The sequence below is a fragment of the Streptomyces sp. NPDC039465 genome (assembly GCF_055639315.1).
Genome location: NZ_JBVKAP010000013.1, coordinates 150574 through 165846, shown reverse-complemented (window position 1 = coordinate 165846; position 15273 = coordinate 150574). Strand labels below are relative to the sequence as shown.

Annotated in this window: 12 protein-coding genes; 6 read left to right on the top strand and 6 right to left on the bottom strand. The window is 73.2% G+C overall.

The annotated features are described in order from the left end of the window. Positions 1-134: 134 nt before the first annotated feature. From ACZ7LT_RS31820 to ACZ7LT_RS31800, 5 genes are read left to right on the top strand one after another with little or no spacing between them, the layout of a single operon-like run. Positions 135-2000, top strand: coding sequence for an ABC transporter substrate-binding protein (locus ACZ7LT_RS31820; protein WP_471239575.1), 1866 nt, complete (start codon positions 135-137; stop codon positions 1998-2000). A 3-nt stretch (positions 2001-2003) separates the two neighbouring features. Further along, positions 2004-3056: an ABC transporter permease gene (locus ACZ7LT_RS31815; RefSeq protein WP_471239574.1), complete on the top strand. Its 1053-nt coding sequence runs from the start codon at positions 2004-2006 to the stop codon at positions 3054-3056. Further along, positions 3053-3955 (top strand): ABC transporter permease, encoded by a 903-nt coding sequence (locus ACZ7LT_RS31810; RefSeq protein ID WP_471239573.1) that lies wholly within the window; start codon positions 3053-3055, stop codon positions 3953-3955. Before ACZ7LT_RS31815 ends, ACZ7LT_RS31810 begins: the two co-directional genes overlap by 4 nt. After that, positions 3952-4926, top strand: coding sequence for an ABC transporter ATP-binding protein (locus ACZ7LT_RS31805; RefSeq protein WP_471239572.1), 975 nt, complete (start codon positions 3952-3954; stop codon positions 4924-4926). Before ACZ7LT_RS31810 ends, ACZ7LT_RS31805 begins: the two co-directional genes overlap by 4 nt. Beyond that, positions 4923-5915 (top strand): oligopeptide/dipeptide ABC transporter ATP-binding protein, encoded by a 993-nt coding sequence (locus ACZ7LT_RS31800; protein WP_471239571.1) that lies wholly within the window; start codon positions 4923-4925, stop codon positions 5913-5915. The genes ACZ7LT_RS31805 and ACZ7LT_RS31800 overlap by 4 nt, the downstream gene beginning before the upstream one ends. 21 nt (positions 5916-5936) lie before the next feature. Here ACZ7LT_RS31800 and ACZ7LT_RS31795 read toward each other — a convergent pair whose 3' ends face one another. Beyond that, the gene (locus ACZ7LT_RS31795) at positions 5937-7085 is read right to left on the bottom strand and encodes a type III polyketide synthase (RefSeq protein WP_471239570.1); all 1149 of its coding nucleotides are present in this window, start codon (positions 7083-7085) and stop codon (positions 5937-5939) included. A 255-nt stretch (positions 7086-7340) separates the two neighbouring features. Here ACZ7LT_RS31795 and ACZ7LT_RS31790 point away from each other — a divergent pair, with 255 nt between their 5' ends. Continuing rightward, positions 7341-8558 (top strand): cytochrome P450, encoded by a 1218-nt coding sequence (locus ACZ7LT_RS31790; protein WP_471239569.1) that lies wholly within the window; start codon positions 7341-7343, stop codon positions 8556-8558. A gap of 15 nt (positions 8559-8573) precedes the next feature. Here ACZ7LT_RS31790 and ACZ7LT_RS31785 read toward each other — a convergent pair whose 3' ends face one another. The 5 genes from ACZ7LT_RS31785 to ACZ7LT_RS31765 form a co-directional block, all read right to left on the bottom strand. Next, positions 8574-9530: a bifunctional riboflavin kinase/FAD synthetase gene (locus tag ACZ7LT_RS31785; RefSeq protein ID WP_471239568.1), complete on the bottom strand. Its 957-nt coding sequence runs from the start codon at positions 9528-9530 to the stop codon at positions 8574-8576. A 41-nt stretch (positions 9531-9571) separates the two neighbouring features. Continuing rightward, entirely contained in the window at positions 9572-13285 is a 3714-nt protein-coding gene (locus tag ACZ7LT_RS31780; protein WP_471239567.1) for a trypsin-like peptidase domain-containing protein, read from the bottom strand. 191 nt (positions 13286-13476) lie between these two features. Then, positions 13477-14376, bottom strand: a complete 900-nt coding sequence (gene truB, locus ACZ7LT_RS31775; RefSeq protein ID WP_471239566.1) for a tRNA pseudouridine(55) synthase TruB — start codon at positions 14374-14376, stop codon at positions 13477-13479. After that, complete coding sequence (gene rbfA / locus ACZ7LT_RS31770) at positions 14373-14822, bottom strand: 30S ribosome-binding factor RbfA (protein ID WP_471239565.1); 450 nt, start codon at positions 14820-14822, stop codon at positions 14373-14375. The genes truB and rbfA overlap by 4 nt, the downstream gene beginning before the upstream one ends. A 26-nt stretch (positions 14823-14848) precedes the next feature. Then, entirely contained in the window at positions 14849-15142 is a 294-nt protein-coding gene (locus ACZ7LT_RS31765) for a DUF503 domain-containing protein (protein ID WP_019889861.1), read from the bottom strand. Positions 15143-15273: the final 131 nt, after the last annotated feature.

Here is a 15273-nt window from a genome sequence, read left to right as displayed (position 1 = left end):
TCCGGTACGGGCCCTCGCTGTATTCCCGCAGTCCACAAGGGGTTTGTGACATCGTTGACGCGGCTGGTCACCGCTGATAAACCTTCGCTTCACCAGTTGGCGCCCCCAAGATCCACGACGCGAGGTCACGTCTCATGGTCACTAAGGTCACGCCCCGCCCGCCCCGGAAACGCCCCCTGATCCGACTGTTCCTCGCCTCCGGTGTCGCCGCCTCCGCTCTGGTGGCCGTACCCGCCCAGGCCGGCCACGCACAGCCCGCCACCGACGACGGCAAGGGCGGGAAGGACGGCAAGAAGGTCCTCACCATCGCCGTCTCGCAGAGCATCGACTCGCTCAGCCCGTTCCTCGCCCAGCGGCTCACCTCGACCACCGTCCACCGTCTGGCCTACGAGTACCTCACCAACTACGACCCCAAGGACGGCCGGCCGATCCCCGGCTTCGCCACCGCCTGGACGGCCTCGCCGGACAAGCTGACGTGGACGTACACGATCCGTACGGACTCCACCTGGTCCGACGGCAGGCAGGCCACGGCCGAGGACGCGGCCTGGACGTTCAACAAGATGATGACGGACCCGAACGCCGCCACCGCCAACGGTTCGTTCACCGCCAACTTCAAGAAGGTCACCGCCCCCGACCCGCGGACGCTGGTCATCGAGCTGAAGAAGCCTCAGGCCACGATGGTGGCGCTCGACGTGCCGATCGTGCCCAAGCACGTGTGGGAGAAGGTCGGCGACTTCTCCAAGTTCAACAACGACCAGAAGTTCCCGATCGTCGGCAACGGTCCCTTCGTCGTCTCCGACTTCAAGGTCGACCAGTACCTCAAGCTCACGCCGAACAAGAAGTTCTGGCGCGGCGCGCCCAAGTTCGACGAGCTGGTCCTCAAGTACTACAAGGACAACGACGCGGCCGTCGCGGCGCTGCGCAAGGGCGAGGTGTCGTTCGTCCCCAACCTCACCCCGGCGCAGGCGGCGTCGCTGAAGAACGCCGAGAACATCAAGGTCAACGACGCTCCGGGGCGGCGCTTCTTCGCGCTCGCCACCAACCCGGGCGCCCGGTCCAAGGACGGCAAGACCTTCGGCAGCGGACACCGGGCGCTGCTCGACCCGGCGGTCCGCAAGGCGCTGTTCCTCTCCGTCGACCGCAGGACCATCGTCGACAAGGTGTTCCAGGGACACGCCGTCGAGGGCGAGGGATACATCCCGCCGCGCTTCGGCTCGTACTTCTGGAAGCCGGCGCCCGCCCAGAAGCTCGCCCATGACCCGGCCAAGGCCGCCCAGATCCTCGACCAGGCCGGCTACAAGAAGGACGGCACGGGCCGGCGGACCGGCAAGGACGGCAAGCCGCTGGACTTCCGGATCCTGTGTCACGCCACCGACCCCAACGACAAGGCGGTCGGCAAATACCTCCAGGAGTGGTGGGGCAAACTCGGCATCGGACTGAAGGTCGACTGCCTCGACAACGTCTCCGACCCGTGGGCCAAGGGCGACTACGACCTGGCCTTCGACGGCTGGTCGGTCAACCCCGACCCGGACTACGTCCTGTCCATCCACACCTGCGGCGCGCTCCCCGCGACGCCGAAGGACACCGGCGCGACCGACAACTTCATCTGCGACCGGCAGTTCGACGAGCTCTACGCGCAGCAGTCGGTGGAATACGACGCCGCCAAGCGGGCGGACCTGGTCAAGCGGATGCAGTCCAGGCTGTACGACACGGGGTACATGAATGTCATGGTGTACCCGAACGCGGTCGAGGCGTACCGCACCGACCAGATCAGGTCGATCACGACCATGCCGGAGGACGGCGGAAACCTCTGGGGCCAGGACGGCTACTGGAGCTGGTGGTCCGCCGTACCGGCCGGTGACGGCGGTACGGGCGCGGGCGGCGGCTCGTCCTCGTCGGCCGGCGTGGTCGTGGGGATCGGCGCGGCCGTGGTGGCCGCCGTCGCGGCCGGGCTGTTCCTGGTGATGCGCCGCCGCTCCACCGCCGACGACCGCGAGTAGGCGATGACCACCGCAAGCACCCCGGCCGAGGTGGTGCGGCCCCGTGAGGTCCGCACCACCGAGGGGGCCTCGCGCACCACGGTCGCGTATCTGCGCCATGCGGCGGGCAAGCTGGGCGGCGCGGCCGTCTCGCTGCTCGCCGTGCTCGTCACCAGCTTCTTCCTCTTCCGGATCCTGCCCGGCGACCCGGTGAAGGCGATGACGCACGGCGTCCCCACCTCCGCCGAACAACTGGCCACGCTGCGCAGGCAGTTCGGTCTCGATCTGCCGCTGTGGCAGCAGTTCACCGACTACTGCGCCAAGGCGCTCACCGGCGACCTGGGGATGTCGTACCAGTTCCGCGCCCCGGTCGGCGAGCTGATCGCGCAGAAGCTGCCGGCCACACTGCTGCTCACGGGTGTGGCCGTGGTCCTCTACTCGGCGCTCGGGCTGTGGCTGGGCACCCGCTCGGCCTGGCGCCACGGCAGTCTCGGCGACCGGCTCAACACCGGCGTGGCGCTCACGCTGTGGTCCGTGCCGTCGTTCTGGCTCGGACTGCTGCTCATCATCGTCTTCGCGGTCGGCATGGGCCCGATCCCCGGGCTCTTCCCGACCGGGGGCATGGAGTCTGGGGACACGACCGGTTTCGCGTACGTCCTCGACGTCGCCCATCACATGGTGCTGCCGGTCCTCACGCTCGTCGCGGTCGGATACGCCCAGACGCTGCTGGTGATGCGCTCGTCGCTGCTGGACGAGATGGGCGGGGACTACCTGACGACCGCGCGGGCGAAGGGGCTGCGGGACGACGTCGTGCGCCGCCGGCACGCGGTGCCGAACGCGCTGCTGCCGACGGTCACCATGGTCTTCATCAACCTGGGGCATGTGGCGGCCGGCTCGATCCTGGTCGAGACGGTGTTCTCCTGGCCGGGTCTGGGCGGCCTCTTCTACCAGGCGCTGAGCGTGCCCGATCTGCCGCTCGTGCAGGGCCTGTTCGTGGTCTTCGCCGGCGCCATGATCCTGATGAACCTCCTCGCCGACCTGCTCTATCCGCTGCTCGATCCCCGGGTGGGCCGATGACGACCGTACCGACGACGACCTCACTGACCTGGGCGCGGCGCAGGAACGCCGTCGCCCGCTTCTGGCAGCGGTACCGCACGCACCGGGCCGGGCTCTACGGGCTGGCGGGCCTGGCCCTGATCGCCGCCCTGGCGCTGGCCGCCCCGCTCGTCGTCGGCGACGACGTGCAGAGCGTCACCGACGCGCCCGGCGGCGCCCTGGAGTCGCCGAGCGGCCGTTTCCCGCTCGGCACGGACCAGTTCGGGCGGTCCCTGCTCGGGCTGCTGGTGTGGGGCGCGCGGGTCTCGCTCGCGGTGGGGTTGCTCGCGGCGGCGCTCTCCGTCGCCATCGGCACCCTCGTCGGGATCGTCGCCGGGCACTACGGCGGCTGGTTCTCCACCGTGCTGATGCGGGTGACGGACTGGTTCCTGGTGATGCCCGCGCTGGTCCTGGCGATCGTGCTGGCGACCGTCCTGTCCCGGTCCATGTGGACGGTGATCCTGGCGATCGGCATCACCAGCTGGCCCACCACCGCCCGGCTGGTACGGGCCCAGACCATCGCGGTCGAGTCCCGCCCGTACATCGAGCGGGCCCGGGCCCTCGGCGGCGGCCACGGGCACGTCATGACCCGTCATGTGCTGCCCAATGTGATGCCGCTGGTGCTGGCCCAGACCACGCTCGGCATCTCCACGGCCATCCTGACCGAGGCGACCCTCGCCTTCCTCGGCCTCGGCGACCCGACCGTGGTCTCCTGGGGCGGGATGCTCCAGGACGCCCGCGAGGCGGGCGCGGTCTCGGCCGGGCACTGGTGGTACCTGGCACCGCCCGGCATCGCCATCGCGCTGGTCGCGCTCGCCTTCACGCTGTGCGGCCGGGCGATCGAGTCGGTGCTCAACCCGAAGCTGGGGGTGGGACGGTGAGCCTGCTGACCCTCAAGGACGTCCATGTCACCTACGGGACGGGGGCCGCGGCCGTCCCCGCGGTGCGCGGCGTCGATCTGACCCTCGAGGCCGGGCAGAAGCTGGGCGTCGCGGGCGAGTCGGGTTGCGGCAAGTCCACCCTGGCGCTGGCGCTGCTGCGGCTGCTGCCCCCGTCGGCGCGGATCCGCGGCGAGATCCTGCTCGACGGCGAGGACGTGCTCACCATGAAGTGGGGCCGGCTGCGGGCCGTGCGCTGGGCGGGTGCGTCGATCGTCTTCCAGGGCGCGATGCACTCCCTGAACGCGGTGCGGCGGATCGGCGACCAGATCGCCGAACCGCTGCTCGTGCACGGCCTGGCCACCCCCGCGGCCGCCCGCACCCGGGTCGGTGAGCTGCTGGAACACGTGGGGCTGCCGGCCGCCCGCGCGGAGGCCTATCCGCACGAGCTCTCCGGCGGCCAGCGCCAGCGGGTGATGATCGCGATGGCGCTGGCCTGCGGTCCCCGGCTGATCGTCGCCGACGAGCCGACGACGGCCCTCGATGTGATGATCCAGGCGCAGATCCTGCGGCTCATCGAGCAGCTGGTCGCCGAGGACTCCATCTCGCTGCTGATGATCAGCCACGATCTGGCGGTGCTCGCCGACACCTGTGACCGTCTCGCCGTGATGTACGCGGGACGGGTGGTGGAGGAGGGCCCGGCGCGGGCCGTGTACGACGCCGCCGAGCATCCGTACGGGCGGGCCCTGTCGGCGGCGTTCCCGCGGATCGGGGACCCGGCCGCGCGGCGCGCCCCGCGCGGGCTGCCGGGTGATCCGCCGGACCCGGCGGCGCTGCCGTCCGGCTGTACGTTCCATCCGCGCTGCCCGGTCGCGCTGGAGGGCTGCGCGGACGCGGCGCCGGAGCTGCGGGAGGCGGGGCCGTCCAGGCGGGCCGCCTGTGTCCATGTCGTACCCGTCGGGAGCCCCTCATGAGCACTCTGCTGTCCGCCGCCGGGCTGCGTGTCACCTTCCCCGGCCGGCGCGGCGCCCCGGCCGCCCGCGCGGTCGACGGGGTCGATCTGGACATCGGCGCCGGGGAGATCGTCGCCCTGGTCGGCGAGTCGGGCTGCGGCAAGACGACGCTGGCGAGGACGCTGCTGGGGCTTGTGACACCGACGGCGGGGCGGGTGACGTTCGCCGGGGAGCCGCTCGCGTACCGGGCGGCCGCGCTGAAGGCGTACCGCAAGCGGGTGCAGCTGGTCCTCCAGGATCCGAGCGGCTCGCTCAACCCGCGGCACACGGTGTACGACGCGGTGGCCGAGGGGCTGCGGATCCACGGCTACGCCGGGGACGAGCGGGAGGCGGTCGCCGGGGCGCTGGCCCGGGCGGGGCTGCGGCCGCCGGAGCGGTTCTTCCTGCGCTATCCGCACGAGCTGTCGGGCGGCCAGCGCCAGCGGGTGGTGATCGCGGGTGCGCTCGTGCTCGGGCCCGAACTGATCGTCGCCGACGAGCCGGTGGCCTCGCTCGACGCGTCCGTACGGGGCGAGATCCTGGCGCTGCTGCTGCGTCTGCGGGACGAGCTGAGCCTTTCCGCGCTGGTGGTGACCCACGATCTGGGTCTGGCGTGGAACATCGCGGACCGGGTGGCCGTGATGTATCTGGGCCGGATCGTGGAGACGGGCCCGGTGGAGACTGTACTGACGGCGCCTCAGCACCCGTACACGCGGGCGCTGTTGTCGGTACTGCCGGAGTCGCCGCTGCCGCCGGTGGTGCTGCGCGGGGAGCCGCCGGACCCGGCGCGGATCCCGGGCGGGTGCCGTTTCCGCGCCCGCTGTCAGGTGCTGGCCTCGGGCGAGGCGGCGGCGGTCGCGGACAGGTGCCGGGGCGAGGAGCTGCCGGTGCTCGGCGGCGGGGCGGTGGCGCAGGTGGCCTGTCACTGGTCCGCGGGGGCGCGTCCGGCGGAGGTCACGGCGGCCTGGTGAGGTCGGGGGCGGGGGCGGTGTTCATGGCAGGGGCGCCGTCACCGTCACCGGCGGCCGCCGGGTGGGCCGGGCCGCGTAGCCCACGACGCGCCGGGTGCCGAGGTCCGGGTCCTGGGCGGCGCGGGCCGTGCTCCAGCTGCCGAGGGCCATCTCGGCGGTGATGCCGGGGCCGAAACCGGCGAGGATGCCGCGGGCGCCGTCGGCCGGGGCGCCCTCCTCGAAGAGCCGGCGGACCGCGTCCAGGACGACGGCGCTGGCGATGTTGCCGTACTCCGTGAGGGTGGCCCGGCTGAACCGGAAGGACTCGGGCGGCACTTCGAGGTAGCGGCACAGGTCGTCCAGGATCCGCGGCCCGCCCGCGTGGATGATGTAGAAGTCCAGGTCGCCGGCGTCCCAGCCGTGGGCGGCGGACATCTCGCGCAGGGCGGGGGCGAGCGGCTCCATGGTGCCGGGGACCCGCTTGTCGAGCAGGAAGTGGAAGCCGGTGGCGCGGACGCTGTAGGCGATCCAGTCCTCGGTGCCGGGGACGAGGTGGGAGTGGTTGCGCTCCAGGGCGATACCGGTGCCACCGCGGCCCCGTACGACGGCCGCGGCCACCGCGTCGCCGAAGAGACCGTTGGAGAGCAGCGAGCCGACGCCGAGGTCGGTGGGCTGGTAGCAGAGCGAGCAGAACTCGCACGCCACGAGCAGCACATTGGCGTCCGGGTAGGCGGTGCAGAAGTCGTGCGCGCGGTTGACCGCCGCGCCGCCGGCCGCGCAGCCGAGCTGGGCGATGGGGACCTGGCGGGTGTGGCTGGGGAAGCCCATGGTGTTGATGAGCCAGGCGGTGAGCGAGGGCATCATAAAGCCGGTGCAGGAGACATAGACGATCATGTCGATGTCGGCGGGGCGCAGTTCGGCGTTGTTCAGGGCGTGCTTGATCACATCGGGGACGCGGCGCTTGGCCTCCCGTTCGTAGAGCGCGTTGCGCTGCTCGAAGCCGGGATGGCGCAGGGTCTCCTCGATGGGCTGCACGAGATGGCGGCGGGCCACCCCGGTGTTGCCGATCAGCCGTAGGGCCAGCGGGAGTTGGGGATGACCGGCGTGGCGGGTACGGGCGAGGGCGAGCGTCTCCTCCATCGTGATCACGTGCTCGGGCACCGCCACGGCCGGTTTGCACAGGGTCGCCACGACGCTCTCCTTCGTTCGCGTGTGCGGGGCTGCGGCCCACATTCATCCGTGGTCCCCGGCCCCGCAACCGGGAGCCCGTGACGGACCGTAAGGGCGGCGGCCGCCGAGTCGTCCGTTCAGGGGGCTGTGCCCTCGCGCCGCGCAAGGCCCCGGCCGGTTCGGGAAGGGATACGGCGCGGACCGTCCGCACGGGCGGCCCGGACACGCAGAGCGACCGCCGGACGGCCGTGACCGATCTACCGGGAGTTGTGCCCCATGACGTCCGAACCCACCACCGCAAGCCGGCCCGTCCGCACCTGGGCCGTCGACGACCTGCCCGCCCTGGACTTCGACCCGCTGCTGACCGAGCTGCTCACCGAGGAGCCGATCGCCCGCATCCGGCTCCCGTTCGCGGCGCACAGCGAGGCCTGGCTGGTGACGCGGTACGAGGATGTCCGGACGGTCACCTCCGACCCGCGCTTCAGCCGCACCGCCCTGCTGGACCGTGAGGTCACCGGCATGACCGGGCACCGGGTGGCCGCCAAGGAGTCCCTGAACTACGCCGACCCGCCGCACCACACCCGGCTGCGCAAGGCCGTGATCAGGACGTTCACCGGCCAGAACGCGCGGCGGCTGCGCCCGCTGGCCCAGCGCACGGCCGACGACCTCCTCGACACGATGGAACGGCACGGCAGGCCCGCGGACCTGATGCGCCATCTGCACGGCCCGCTCCCGCTCGCCGTCGTCTGCGACCTGCTGGGAATCCCCCATGAGGACCGCGCCCACCTGGCGTCATGGCCCGATGTGATCCTCTCCTCCGGGCCGGGCCCGCGGAACAGCGTCGCGGCGAAGGAGCAGATCCGCGCCTATCTGGTCCAGCTCCTGGAGCGGCGGCGCAGGGAGCCGCGGGACGATCTCGCCGGCGAGCTCTCCGAGGCCTGGTCCGAGGGCCGGATCAGCGCGGACGAGGCCGTGTCGCTCGCCACGGCCGTCCTGGTGAGCGGCGCGCACGCGGTCCGCAACAACAGCGCCAACATGGTCTATCTGCTGCTGACCCGGCCCGAGCTGATGAACCGGCTGCGGGCCGAGCCGCACCTGCTGCCGCAGGCCGTCGACGAGCTGCTGCGCTGGATCCCGCACCGCAACGGCGTGGGGCTGCCCCGGATCGCCACCGAGGACGTGGAGCTCGGCGGGGTGCTGATTCGGGCGGGCGAGGCGGTGTACGCGTCGTACCTCGCCGCCAACCGCGACCCGGAGGTCTTCGAGGACCCGCACACCGTCGACTTCGACCGGGCCGGCGTGGCCCATATGGCGTTCGGCCACGGACCGCACCACTGCATGGGCGCGATGCTGACCCGGATGGAGTCCGAGGTGATGCTCTCGACCCTGATGGCCCGCTATCCGGCACTGCGGCTCGCGGGCCCGCCCGAGGAGACGCCCTGGCAGTCGAAGGGCCTCATCCGGGGTCCCAGGGAACTGCTCGTCACCTGGTGACCCCGCTCCCCCGCGTCACCGGTCGAGGTCGTACGCCTCCGTCAGCTCGCGGCAGCGCTTGACGTCCGCCGCGATCGCTTCGAGCAGGGCCTCGATGGACTCGAACTTCTCCATGCCGCGCACATACGCGAGGAAGTCGACGGCCACGTGCATCCCGTACAGGTCGAGTCCGACCCGGTCGATCGCGTACGCCTCGACGGTCCGCTCGGTGCCGTTGAACTGGGGGTTGGTGCCGACCGAGATCGCGGCGGGCATGCGCTCGCCGTCGGCGGTGAGCCATCCGGCGTACACGCCGTCCGCGGGGATCGCGGTGTGCGGCAGGGTCTCCACGTTCGCCGTGGGGAAGCCGAGCTCACGGCCGCGCTGCGCGCCGCGGACGACGACGCCCTCGACGCGGTGCGGGCGGCCGAGGATCTCGGCGGCGCCCTCGACGTCGCCCTCCGCGACGAGCCGGCGCGTGAGGGTGGAGGAGAAGGGCTGGCCGCCGCCCGCCGCCCCGCTCAGCGAGAGGTCGATGACCTCGACCTCGTAGTCGTACGTGGCGCCCATCTCGGCGAGGAAGGCGACCGTGCCGGCGGCGCGGTGGCCGAAGCGGAAGTTCGGCCCCTCGATGACGGCGCGCGCGTGCAGCTTGTCGACGAGGACCTTCACGATGAAGTCCGCGGGCGACAGCTGCGAGAACTCCTGGGTGAAGGGAAGCACGAGCACGGCGTCCACGCCGAGCTCGGCCATCAGCTCGCAGCGCCTGCTGTGCGGGGCGAGCAGCGGAGGGTGGCTGCCCGGCCGGACGACCTCGCTGGGGTGCGGGTCGAAGGTGACGACCACCGAAGGAACGCCCAGCTCGCGGGCGCGCTCCACGGCCCGCCCGATGATCAGCTGGTGGCCGCGGTGCACACCGTCGTAGGAGCCGATGGTGACGACGCTGCGCCCCCAGTCCTGGGGGATGTCCTCCAAGCCACGCCACCGCTGCACTGTGACCGCTCCTCGCCCGAACCTGTGTACGTCATGACCGATTACGCAGGTCTAAGACTGCCATGCCCACGGCTCTCGGTCCGCATCGGCATGGGACTGCCGAGCCTCACGACGGTCCGCCGGGTGCTCGGACCGACCACACAGGCCCAGTCGCCGGGGTCCGCGACCAGCCATCCGGCCACCAGGGCGGCGAATCCCGGGACTTCGCGGGCGAGTTCCACGAGTCTGCGGTCGAAGCAGGTGGCGCCCTCGGGCGTACGCACCAGAAGGAGCCCGGTGCGGTGCACGAGCTCCCTCGTGCGGGTCTCGGGGCGGCGCGCGGCACCGAGCGCGGCGGCCCGCAGCACGGCGTCGAGCACGGCCAGGTCCCGGGTCTCGTACTGCTCGTACTCCAGGAGTACGTCGAGGAGCTCGGCGCGCAGCCCGCGCGAGGCGGCCGTGCCGGGGGCGGCGAGGACCGGCGCGAGGGCCCGCCTCACCTGCACCGGATGGCCCCGCAGCAGGCCCGTGACGAGCGGGAAGAGCACGGCCCGGGCGGCGGGGCCGTGCTCCAGGCGCAGATCGAGGTAGACGGCGGCGTGCCGGGCCCCTTCGGGGCGGCGGTCGACGTAGTCGAGGACCAGAGCGGCGGCGCGGCGGGCGAGCGCGGGTGTGGTGACCGTGGCCAGGGCGCGCAGGACTTCCCCCGCACCGTCGCCGGGCCCGTGCAGCAACCGGGCCTGGAAGGCTGCGAACACCGGCTCGGGGTGGGTGGTGAGGGCCGCGGCGAGGGCGTGGGCGGGCAGGTGGGGGTCGCCGGTGAGGTACGCGGCCAGGGCCCGCGGCAGATGGTGGGAGCGGGTGTGCGGGTCCCGTACGAGCAGGCCGAGGGCGGGGCCGTGCAGCGCGCCGTCGCCGGGGCGGGCGAGCAGTGCGAGAGCGGCGTAGCGCAGCAGCTCGCGGTCGGCGGCGGTGACGGCGTGAGCGGCGACGAGCGTGCCGTACGCGGCCGCGGCGACCCGGCGCTCGGGGCGGCCGTCGTCGTGGGCCCAGCGGTCGACGGCCCGGCACAGCGCGGACGGCTCGTCCTCGGCGAGGGCGGTCAGGAGCTCGTCGGCACGGGGGTGCGCGGTGGAGACCAGGGCCTCGCACAGGTCGTCGACGGCGAGGCCACGGCGGGTGTGCAGGAGCGCCTGCGCGGCCGCGGCGACGGTGGCGTCCGGCGCCGCGGACAGCGGGGTGTCGTCGGCGAACCAGCGGCACAGCAGCGGCTGCACCCCGCGGGGTTCGGCGGCCAGCCGCTCGGCGACCGTGTCGAGATAGCGGCGCCGGTCGTGGGTGCCGGGCGGCCCGTCGGCGGGCACGAGCCGGCGCAGCAGGTCGAGCCGTTCGTCCTCGCCGACCGGGAGGCGCTCCCAGAACCACGGCCCGAACTCCTCGCCGCGGCCGGGCCAGCCGGCCCGCGAGCCGACCCGGTCGGCGAGGACCCGGGCCACCCCGAGCAGCGGCCGGGCGTCGGGCACCCGCAGCAGCGCTTCCCGTACGAGCCGCACGCCCCACCATCGGGCGTCCTCGATCCGGGCTGCGGGCGCCCAGGGGTCCTGGGCCCCCGTCGGCCGCTCGCCCGCGCCCGGAACGGCGAGCCGGTCGACCGCGTCGATCAGGGCCTCCAGCCGGACGGCGAGCGCGGTCGGACCCTGCTCGCGGCTCAGGCGCAGCAGGGCCTGAAGGACCGGCCCGATGCGGTGGCGCGGCACGGGCAGCGAGCGGTGTCCCGGCGGAGGAGGGACGTGGCCGGTGACCACCGGCCGGTGGCCCGGCGCGGCCGTGTCCGAGCCCGGCGGCGGGGGGATGTGGCCGGTGACCACCGGCCGGTGGTCCGGCGCGGCGGTGTCCGGGCCCGGCAGCGGGGGGATGTGGCCGGTGGTCATCGGCTGGGACCCGGGGCGGGACGGCAGGCGCTCGGGTGGGCTGCCGTGCCAGCGGTGGACCAGGGAGTGCAGGGCGCTGTCCAGGTCGAGGTGGGCGCCCTGGATCCAGTCGGCGAGCTCCTCGTCGGCGAAGCGGTAGCCCGCGCCCGCCGGGACGATCAGTCCCTCGGTGAGGACCGCCGAGGCCCATCCCGTGCGCCAGGGGAAGACCTCCTCGAAGGATTCCCGGTCGAGCTCCCCCTGTCCGGGGCCCAGGCACCGCCGGGCGGCCTCGTGGACCTGCCCGGCGACCCGGGCGGCGAGACGGCGCACGGCGGTGCCGCGGAGCACAGGCCGGGACGCCGCCGCGATCCGTACGGCGACCCGCAGACACACCAGGTCCAGGTAGGCGGTGAGGATCTCGTCCCGGTCCGGCCGTCCGGGCACATCGCCGGGGAGCGCCTGGCGTACCTCGGCGAGCAGCCGCAGCGCCAGCGGATGGCGGGCGTCGCGGGGTGCGAGCGCGTCGTCGGGGAGCCCGTACGCCTCCCGGGCCCGGCGGGCCTCACGGGCCGGCAGGTCGCCGATCCGCAGGGCCGCGGGCAGCCGCTCGGCGGGCCGTACGGGACGGTGCAGGGAGCCGGGCCGGTAGAGCCGCCCGGCCTGCTCCCAGTGTTCGGGGCGGCAGCCGACGACGAGCCGGGCGCCGTGGGCGCGCAGCCAGCGTTCGGTGCCCGCGGTCCACTCGGGCAGCCGGTGGGCGAGGGCCGGGGGCATCTCCTCGGGGCCGTCGAGGATCAGCAGCAGGGGGCGGCCGGCGGCGCGGGAGAGGTGCGCGACGCGTTCGGGGGTGGCCTCGGTCATGTCGCCGCGGGCGCCGGAGGCGGCGGCGATCCGGCCGGCCTCGTGCAGAGCGCGGGCGGCGGCGTCGGCGACGGAGGTGTCCTCGGCCCGCAGGTCGGCGCCGCGCAGCCAGAGGGTGGGGGCCGGTTCGGGGCCGTGGGTGCGCCGGGCGCGCAGGGCGGCCAGTTCGGTGGTGCGGCCGCTGCCGGGGTCTCCGGTGAGGGCGAGGACGAGCGCGTCCGAGGCGCCGAAGAAGGCGAACTCCCGGATGCTGTCGGGACGTTCGACGGGCTCGGGGCAGCCGTCGGCGCCGTGGGCGGCCCCGGCGGCGGTGGCGGTGAGCTCCAGGGCGCCGGCGAGGTTGAGGTGGCGGCCGTGGCCGGGGACGGTGGCCGCGTTGCGGCGCAGCAGCGCGGCGAGCGGCCCGTGCGGGTCCCGGGCGGCGGACGCGGCGAGCGGCACGGCGAGACCGGCGACGGTCCGGGCGCTGTGCAGGGCGGTGCCGAGGACGGCGAGGACGGCGCCGGTCTCCGCGTCCAGGACGGGCCCGCCGGCGGCCTCGCCACCGAGCCTGAGGGCCTCGCTGCCGTCGAAGCCGATGGCCAGCTCCAGCGCCTCGGCGAGGAGGTGGAAGCGGTCGGTGGCGGTGTAGGTGACCGGGGAGGTGCCGAGCACCCGTGCCTCGCGCCAGCCGCGCGCGGCGAGCCGTACGTACGTGCCGGGGTCGACGGCGGGGTGCTCGGCGACCGGCAGCGGCGGAACGCCGAGGCCCTCGGTCCGTACCAGCGCGAGCCCGGACTCGGGGAGGGCGGTCACGGCCTCGGCCTCCACCAGGCAGGTCCGCACGCCGGGGGCGTCGGCCGGCCCTTCGGCGGGCGCGTGCAGCACGAGCCGGGCCAGCCCGTCGACGGCTTCGTGCCCGGTCACGACCGTGCCGCGGTCGTCCGCGACGAAGCCCGTCCCGCGTGGCCGGCCCGCCAGATCACAGATCTGCACCAGCGCCGACCGGTCCCCGTGTCCCATATTTCCGACATTAGGTGGGCGATGATCACCGGGAGAAGAACGCGTACCGAAAGCGCCCCCGTGTGCCCCCGCCCTTCACTCCGAGCGCCTGCTCGATGGGGTGAATAGCACAGAAAGGGCGGATAGACCCTTTGATGAGGGGGATCGTGGAGCGGGCGGGCGGGCCCGCTCCACGATGGACTCCCTGTCGGTCAGCCGAAGACCGCGAGGCTCTTCGCCTTGCCCTTGTGCTCCTCGACGAGGGCGACGAAGGTGCCGTCGGGGCCGAAGACCGCGACCGGCCCTTCGGGGTACGCCGGCATGTCGAGCCGGACGCCGTTGAGCAGCAGCCGGGCCCGCTTCTCGTCCACGTCCCAGCGGGGGAACGCGGCGGCGGCGGCCTCGGCGATCGGCATCACGGTCAGCTCCTCCTGGAGCTGATCGAGCGTGCGGGCCGAGTCGAGCTTGTAGGGGCCGACCCGGGTGCGCCGCAGCGCGGTCAGATGGCCGCCGACGCCGAGTCCGGCACCGAGGTCCCGGGCGAGCGCCCGGATGTAGGTGCCCGAGGAGCAGACGACGGAGACGACCAGGTCGACGACGGGGGTGCCGTCCTCGGCCGTGGCCTCCCGGACGTCGTACACCGTGAACTGCGACACGGTGACGGGACGGGCCGGGATCTCGAACTCCTCGCCGCCGCGCACGCGCGCGTACGACCGCTTGCCGTCGATCTTGATGGCGCTGACCTTGGACGGCACCTGCATGATCGCGCCGGTCAGGGCGGCGACCTGGGCGTCGATGGCCTCGCGGGTCACCTGGGAGGCGTCGGTGGACGAGGTGATCTCGCCCTCGGCGTCATCGGTGACGGTGTTCTGGCCGAGCCGGACGGTACCGAGGTACTCCTTCTCGGTCAGCGCGAGGTGCCCGAGGAGCTTGGTCGCCCGCTCCACACCGAGGACGAGCACGCCGGTGGCCATGGGGTCGAGCGTGCCGGCGTGGCCGACGCGGCGGGTCCGGGCGATGCCGCGCATCTTGGCGACGACGTCGTGCGAAGTGAAGCCCGACGGCTTGTCGACGATGACAAGTCCGTCGGGCGTCTTGTGCTGCTGGCTCATTCCGAGGCTTCGCCCTCGTCCTCGTCCTCGGGCTTGCGGTACGGGTCGGCCCCGCCGGCGTACGTGGCGCCGGAGGACGCCTCGCGCACCTTGGCGTCGGAGGCCCGCGCCTTGTTGAGCAGGTCCTCGATCGTTCTGGCGTTCTCCGGGAGGGCGTCCGCCACGAACGCGAGGGTCGGCGTGAACTTGGTGCCCGCCGCCCGGCCGACCGCGGAGCGCAGGATGCCCTTGGCGCTCTCCAGGCCGGCGGCCGCGCTGGCCCGCTCCTCGTCGTCGCCGTAGACCGTGTAGAAGACCGTGGCCTCCCGCAGGTCACCGGTGACGCGGGTGTCCGTGATCGTCACATGCGTTCCCAGGCGGGGGTCCTTGATGCCGCGCTGCAGCTTCTCGGCGACCACCTCCCGGATGAGGTCTGCCAGCTTCTTCGCCCGCGCGTTGTCGGCCACTGGTCCTTCTCCTTCTTGCCTTGCATTCAGTCTTCATCAGTGTGGAGCCTGCGTCGCACCGACAGCAGCTCCACTTCGGGCCGGGCCGCGACCAGCCGCTCGCAGCGGTCCAGTACATCCGATACGAACCCCGGGTCCCCGGACACCAGCGCGACCCCGAGCCGGGCCCTGCGATGGAGGTCCTGGTCGCCCACCTCGGCCGCGCTCACGGAGAACTTGCGCTGGAGCTCGGCGACGATGGGCCGGACGACGGAGCGTTTCTCCTTCAGCGAATGAACGTCGCCGAGGAGCAGATCGAAGGACAGAGTCCCCACGTACATGCGGTGCCGGATGTCCCGCCGGTTCGGGTTCGGTGGCCTGCCACGCCATCGCTTGGCAGGGACACAAGAACCGTACACGCAACGGCCGGGGCCGATCGACGGATTAACTTCCGCCGACCGGCCCCGGTTCA

Excerpts from the sequence above, each read along its gene's own strand:
- ACZ7LT_RS31800 (WP_471239571.1), top strand. The coding sequence starts at position 4,923 with ATGAGCACTCTGCTGTCCGCCGCCGGGCTGCGTGTCACCTTCCCCGGC.
- ACZ7LT_RS31815 (WP_471239574.1), top strand. The coding sequence starts at position 2,004 with ATGACCACCGCAAGCACCCCGGCCGAGGTGGTGCGGCCCCGTGAGGTC.
- ACZ7LT_RS31810 (WP_471239573.1), top strand. The coding sequence starts at position 3,053 with ATGACGACCGTACCGACGACGACCTCACTGACCTGGGCGCGGCGCAGG.
- truB (WP_471239566.1), bottom strand. The coding sequence starts at position 14,376 with ATGAGCCAGCAGCACAAGACGCCCGACGGACTTGTCATCGTCGACAAG.
- ACZ7LT_RS31820 (WP_471239575.1), top strand. The coding sequence starts at position 135 with ATGGTCACTAAGGTCACGCCCCGCCCGCCCCGGAAACGCCCCCTGATC.
- ACZ7LT_RS31790 (WP_471239569.1), top strand. The coding sequence starts at position 7,341 with ATGACGTCCGAACCCACCACCGCAAGCCGGCCCGTCCGCACCTGGGCC.
- ACZ7LT_RS31780 (WP_471239567.1), bottom strand. The coding sequence starts at position 13,285 with ATGGGACACGGGGACCGGTCGGCGCTGGTGCAGATCTGTGATCTGGCG.
- ACZ7LT_RS31765 (WP_019889861.1), bottom strand. The coding sequence starts at position 15,142 with ATGTACGTGGGGACTCTGTCCTTCGATCTGCTCCTCGGCGACGTTCAT.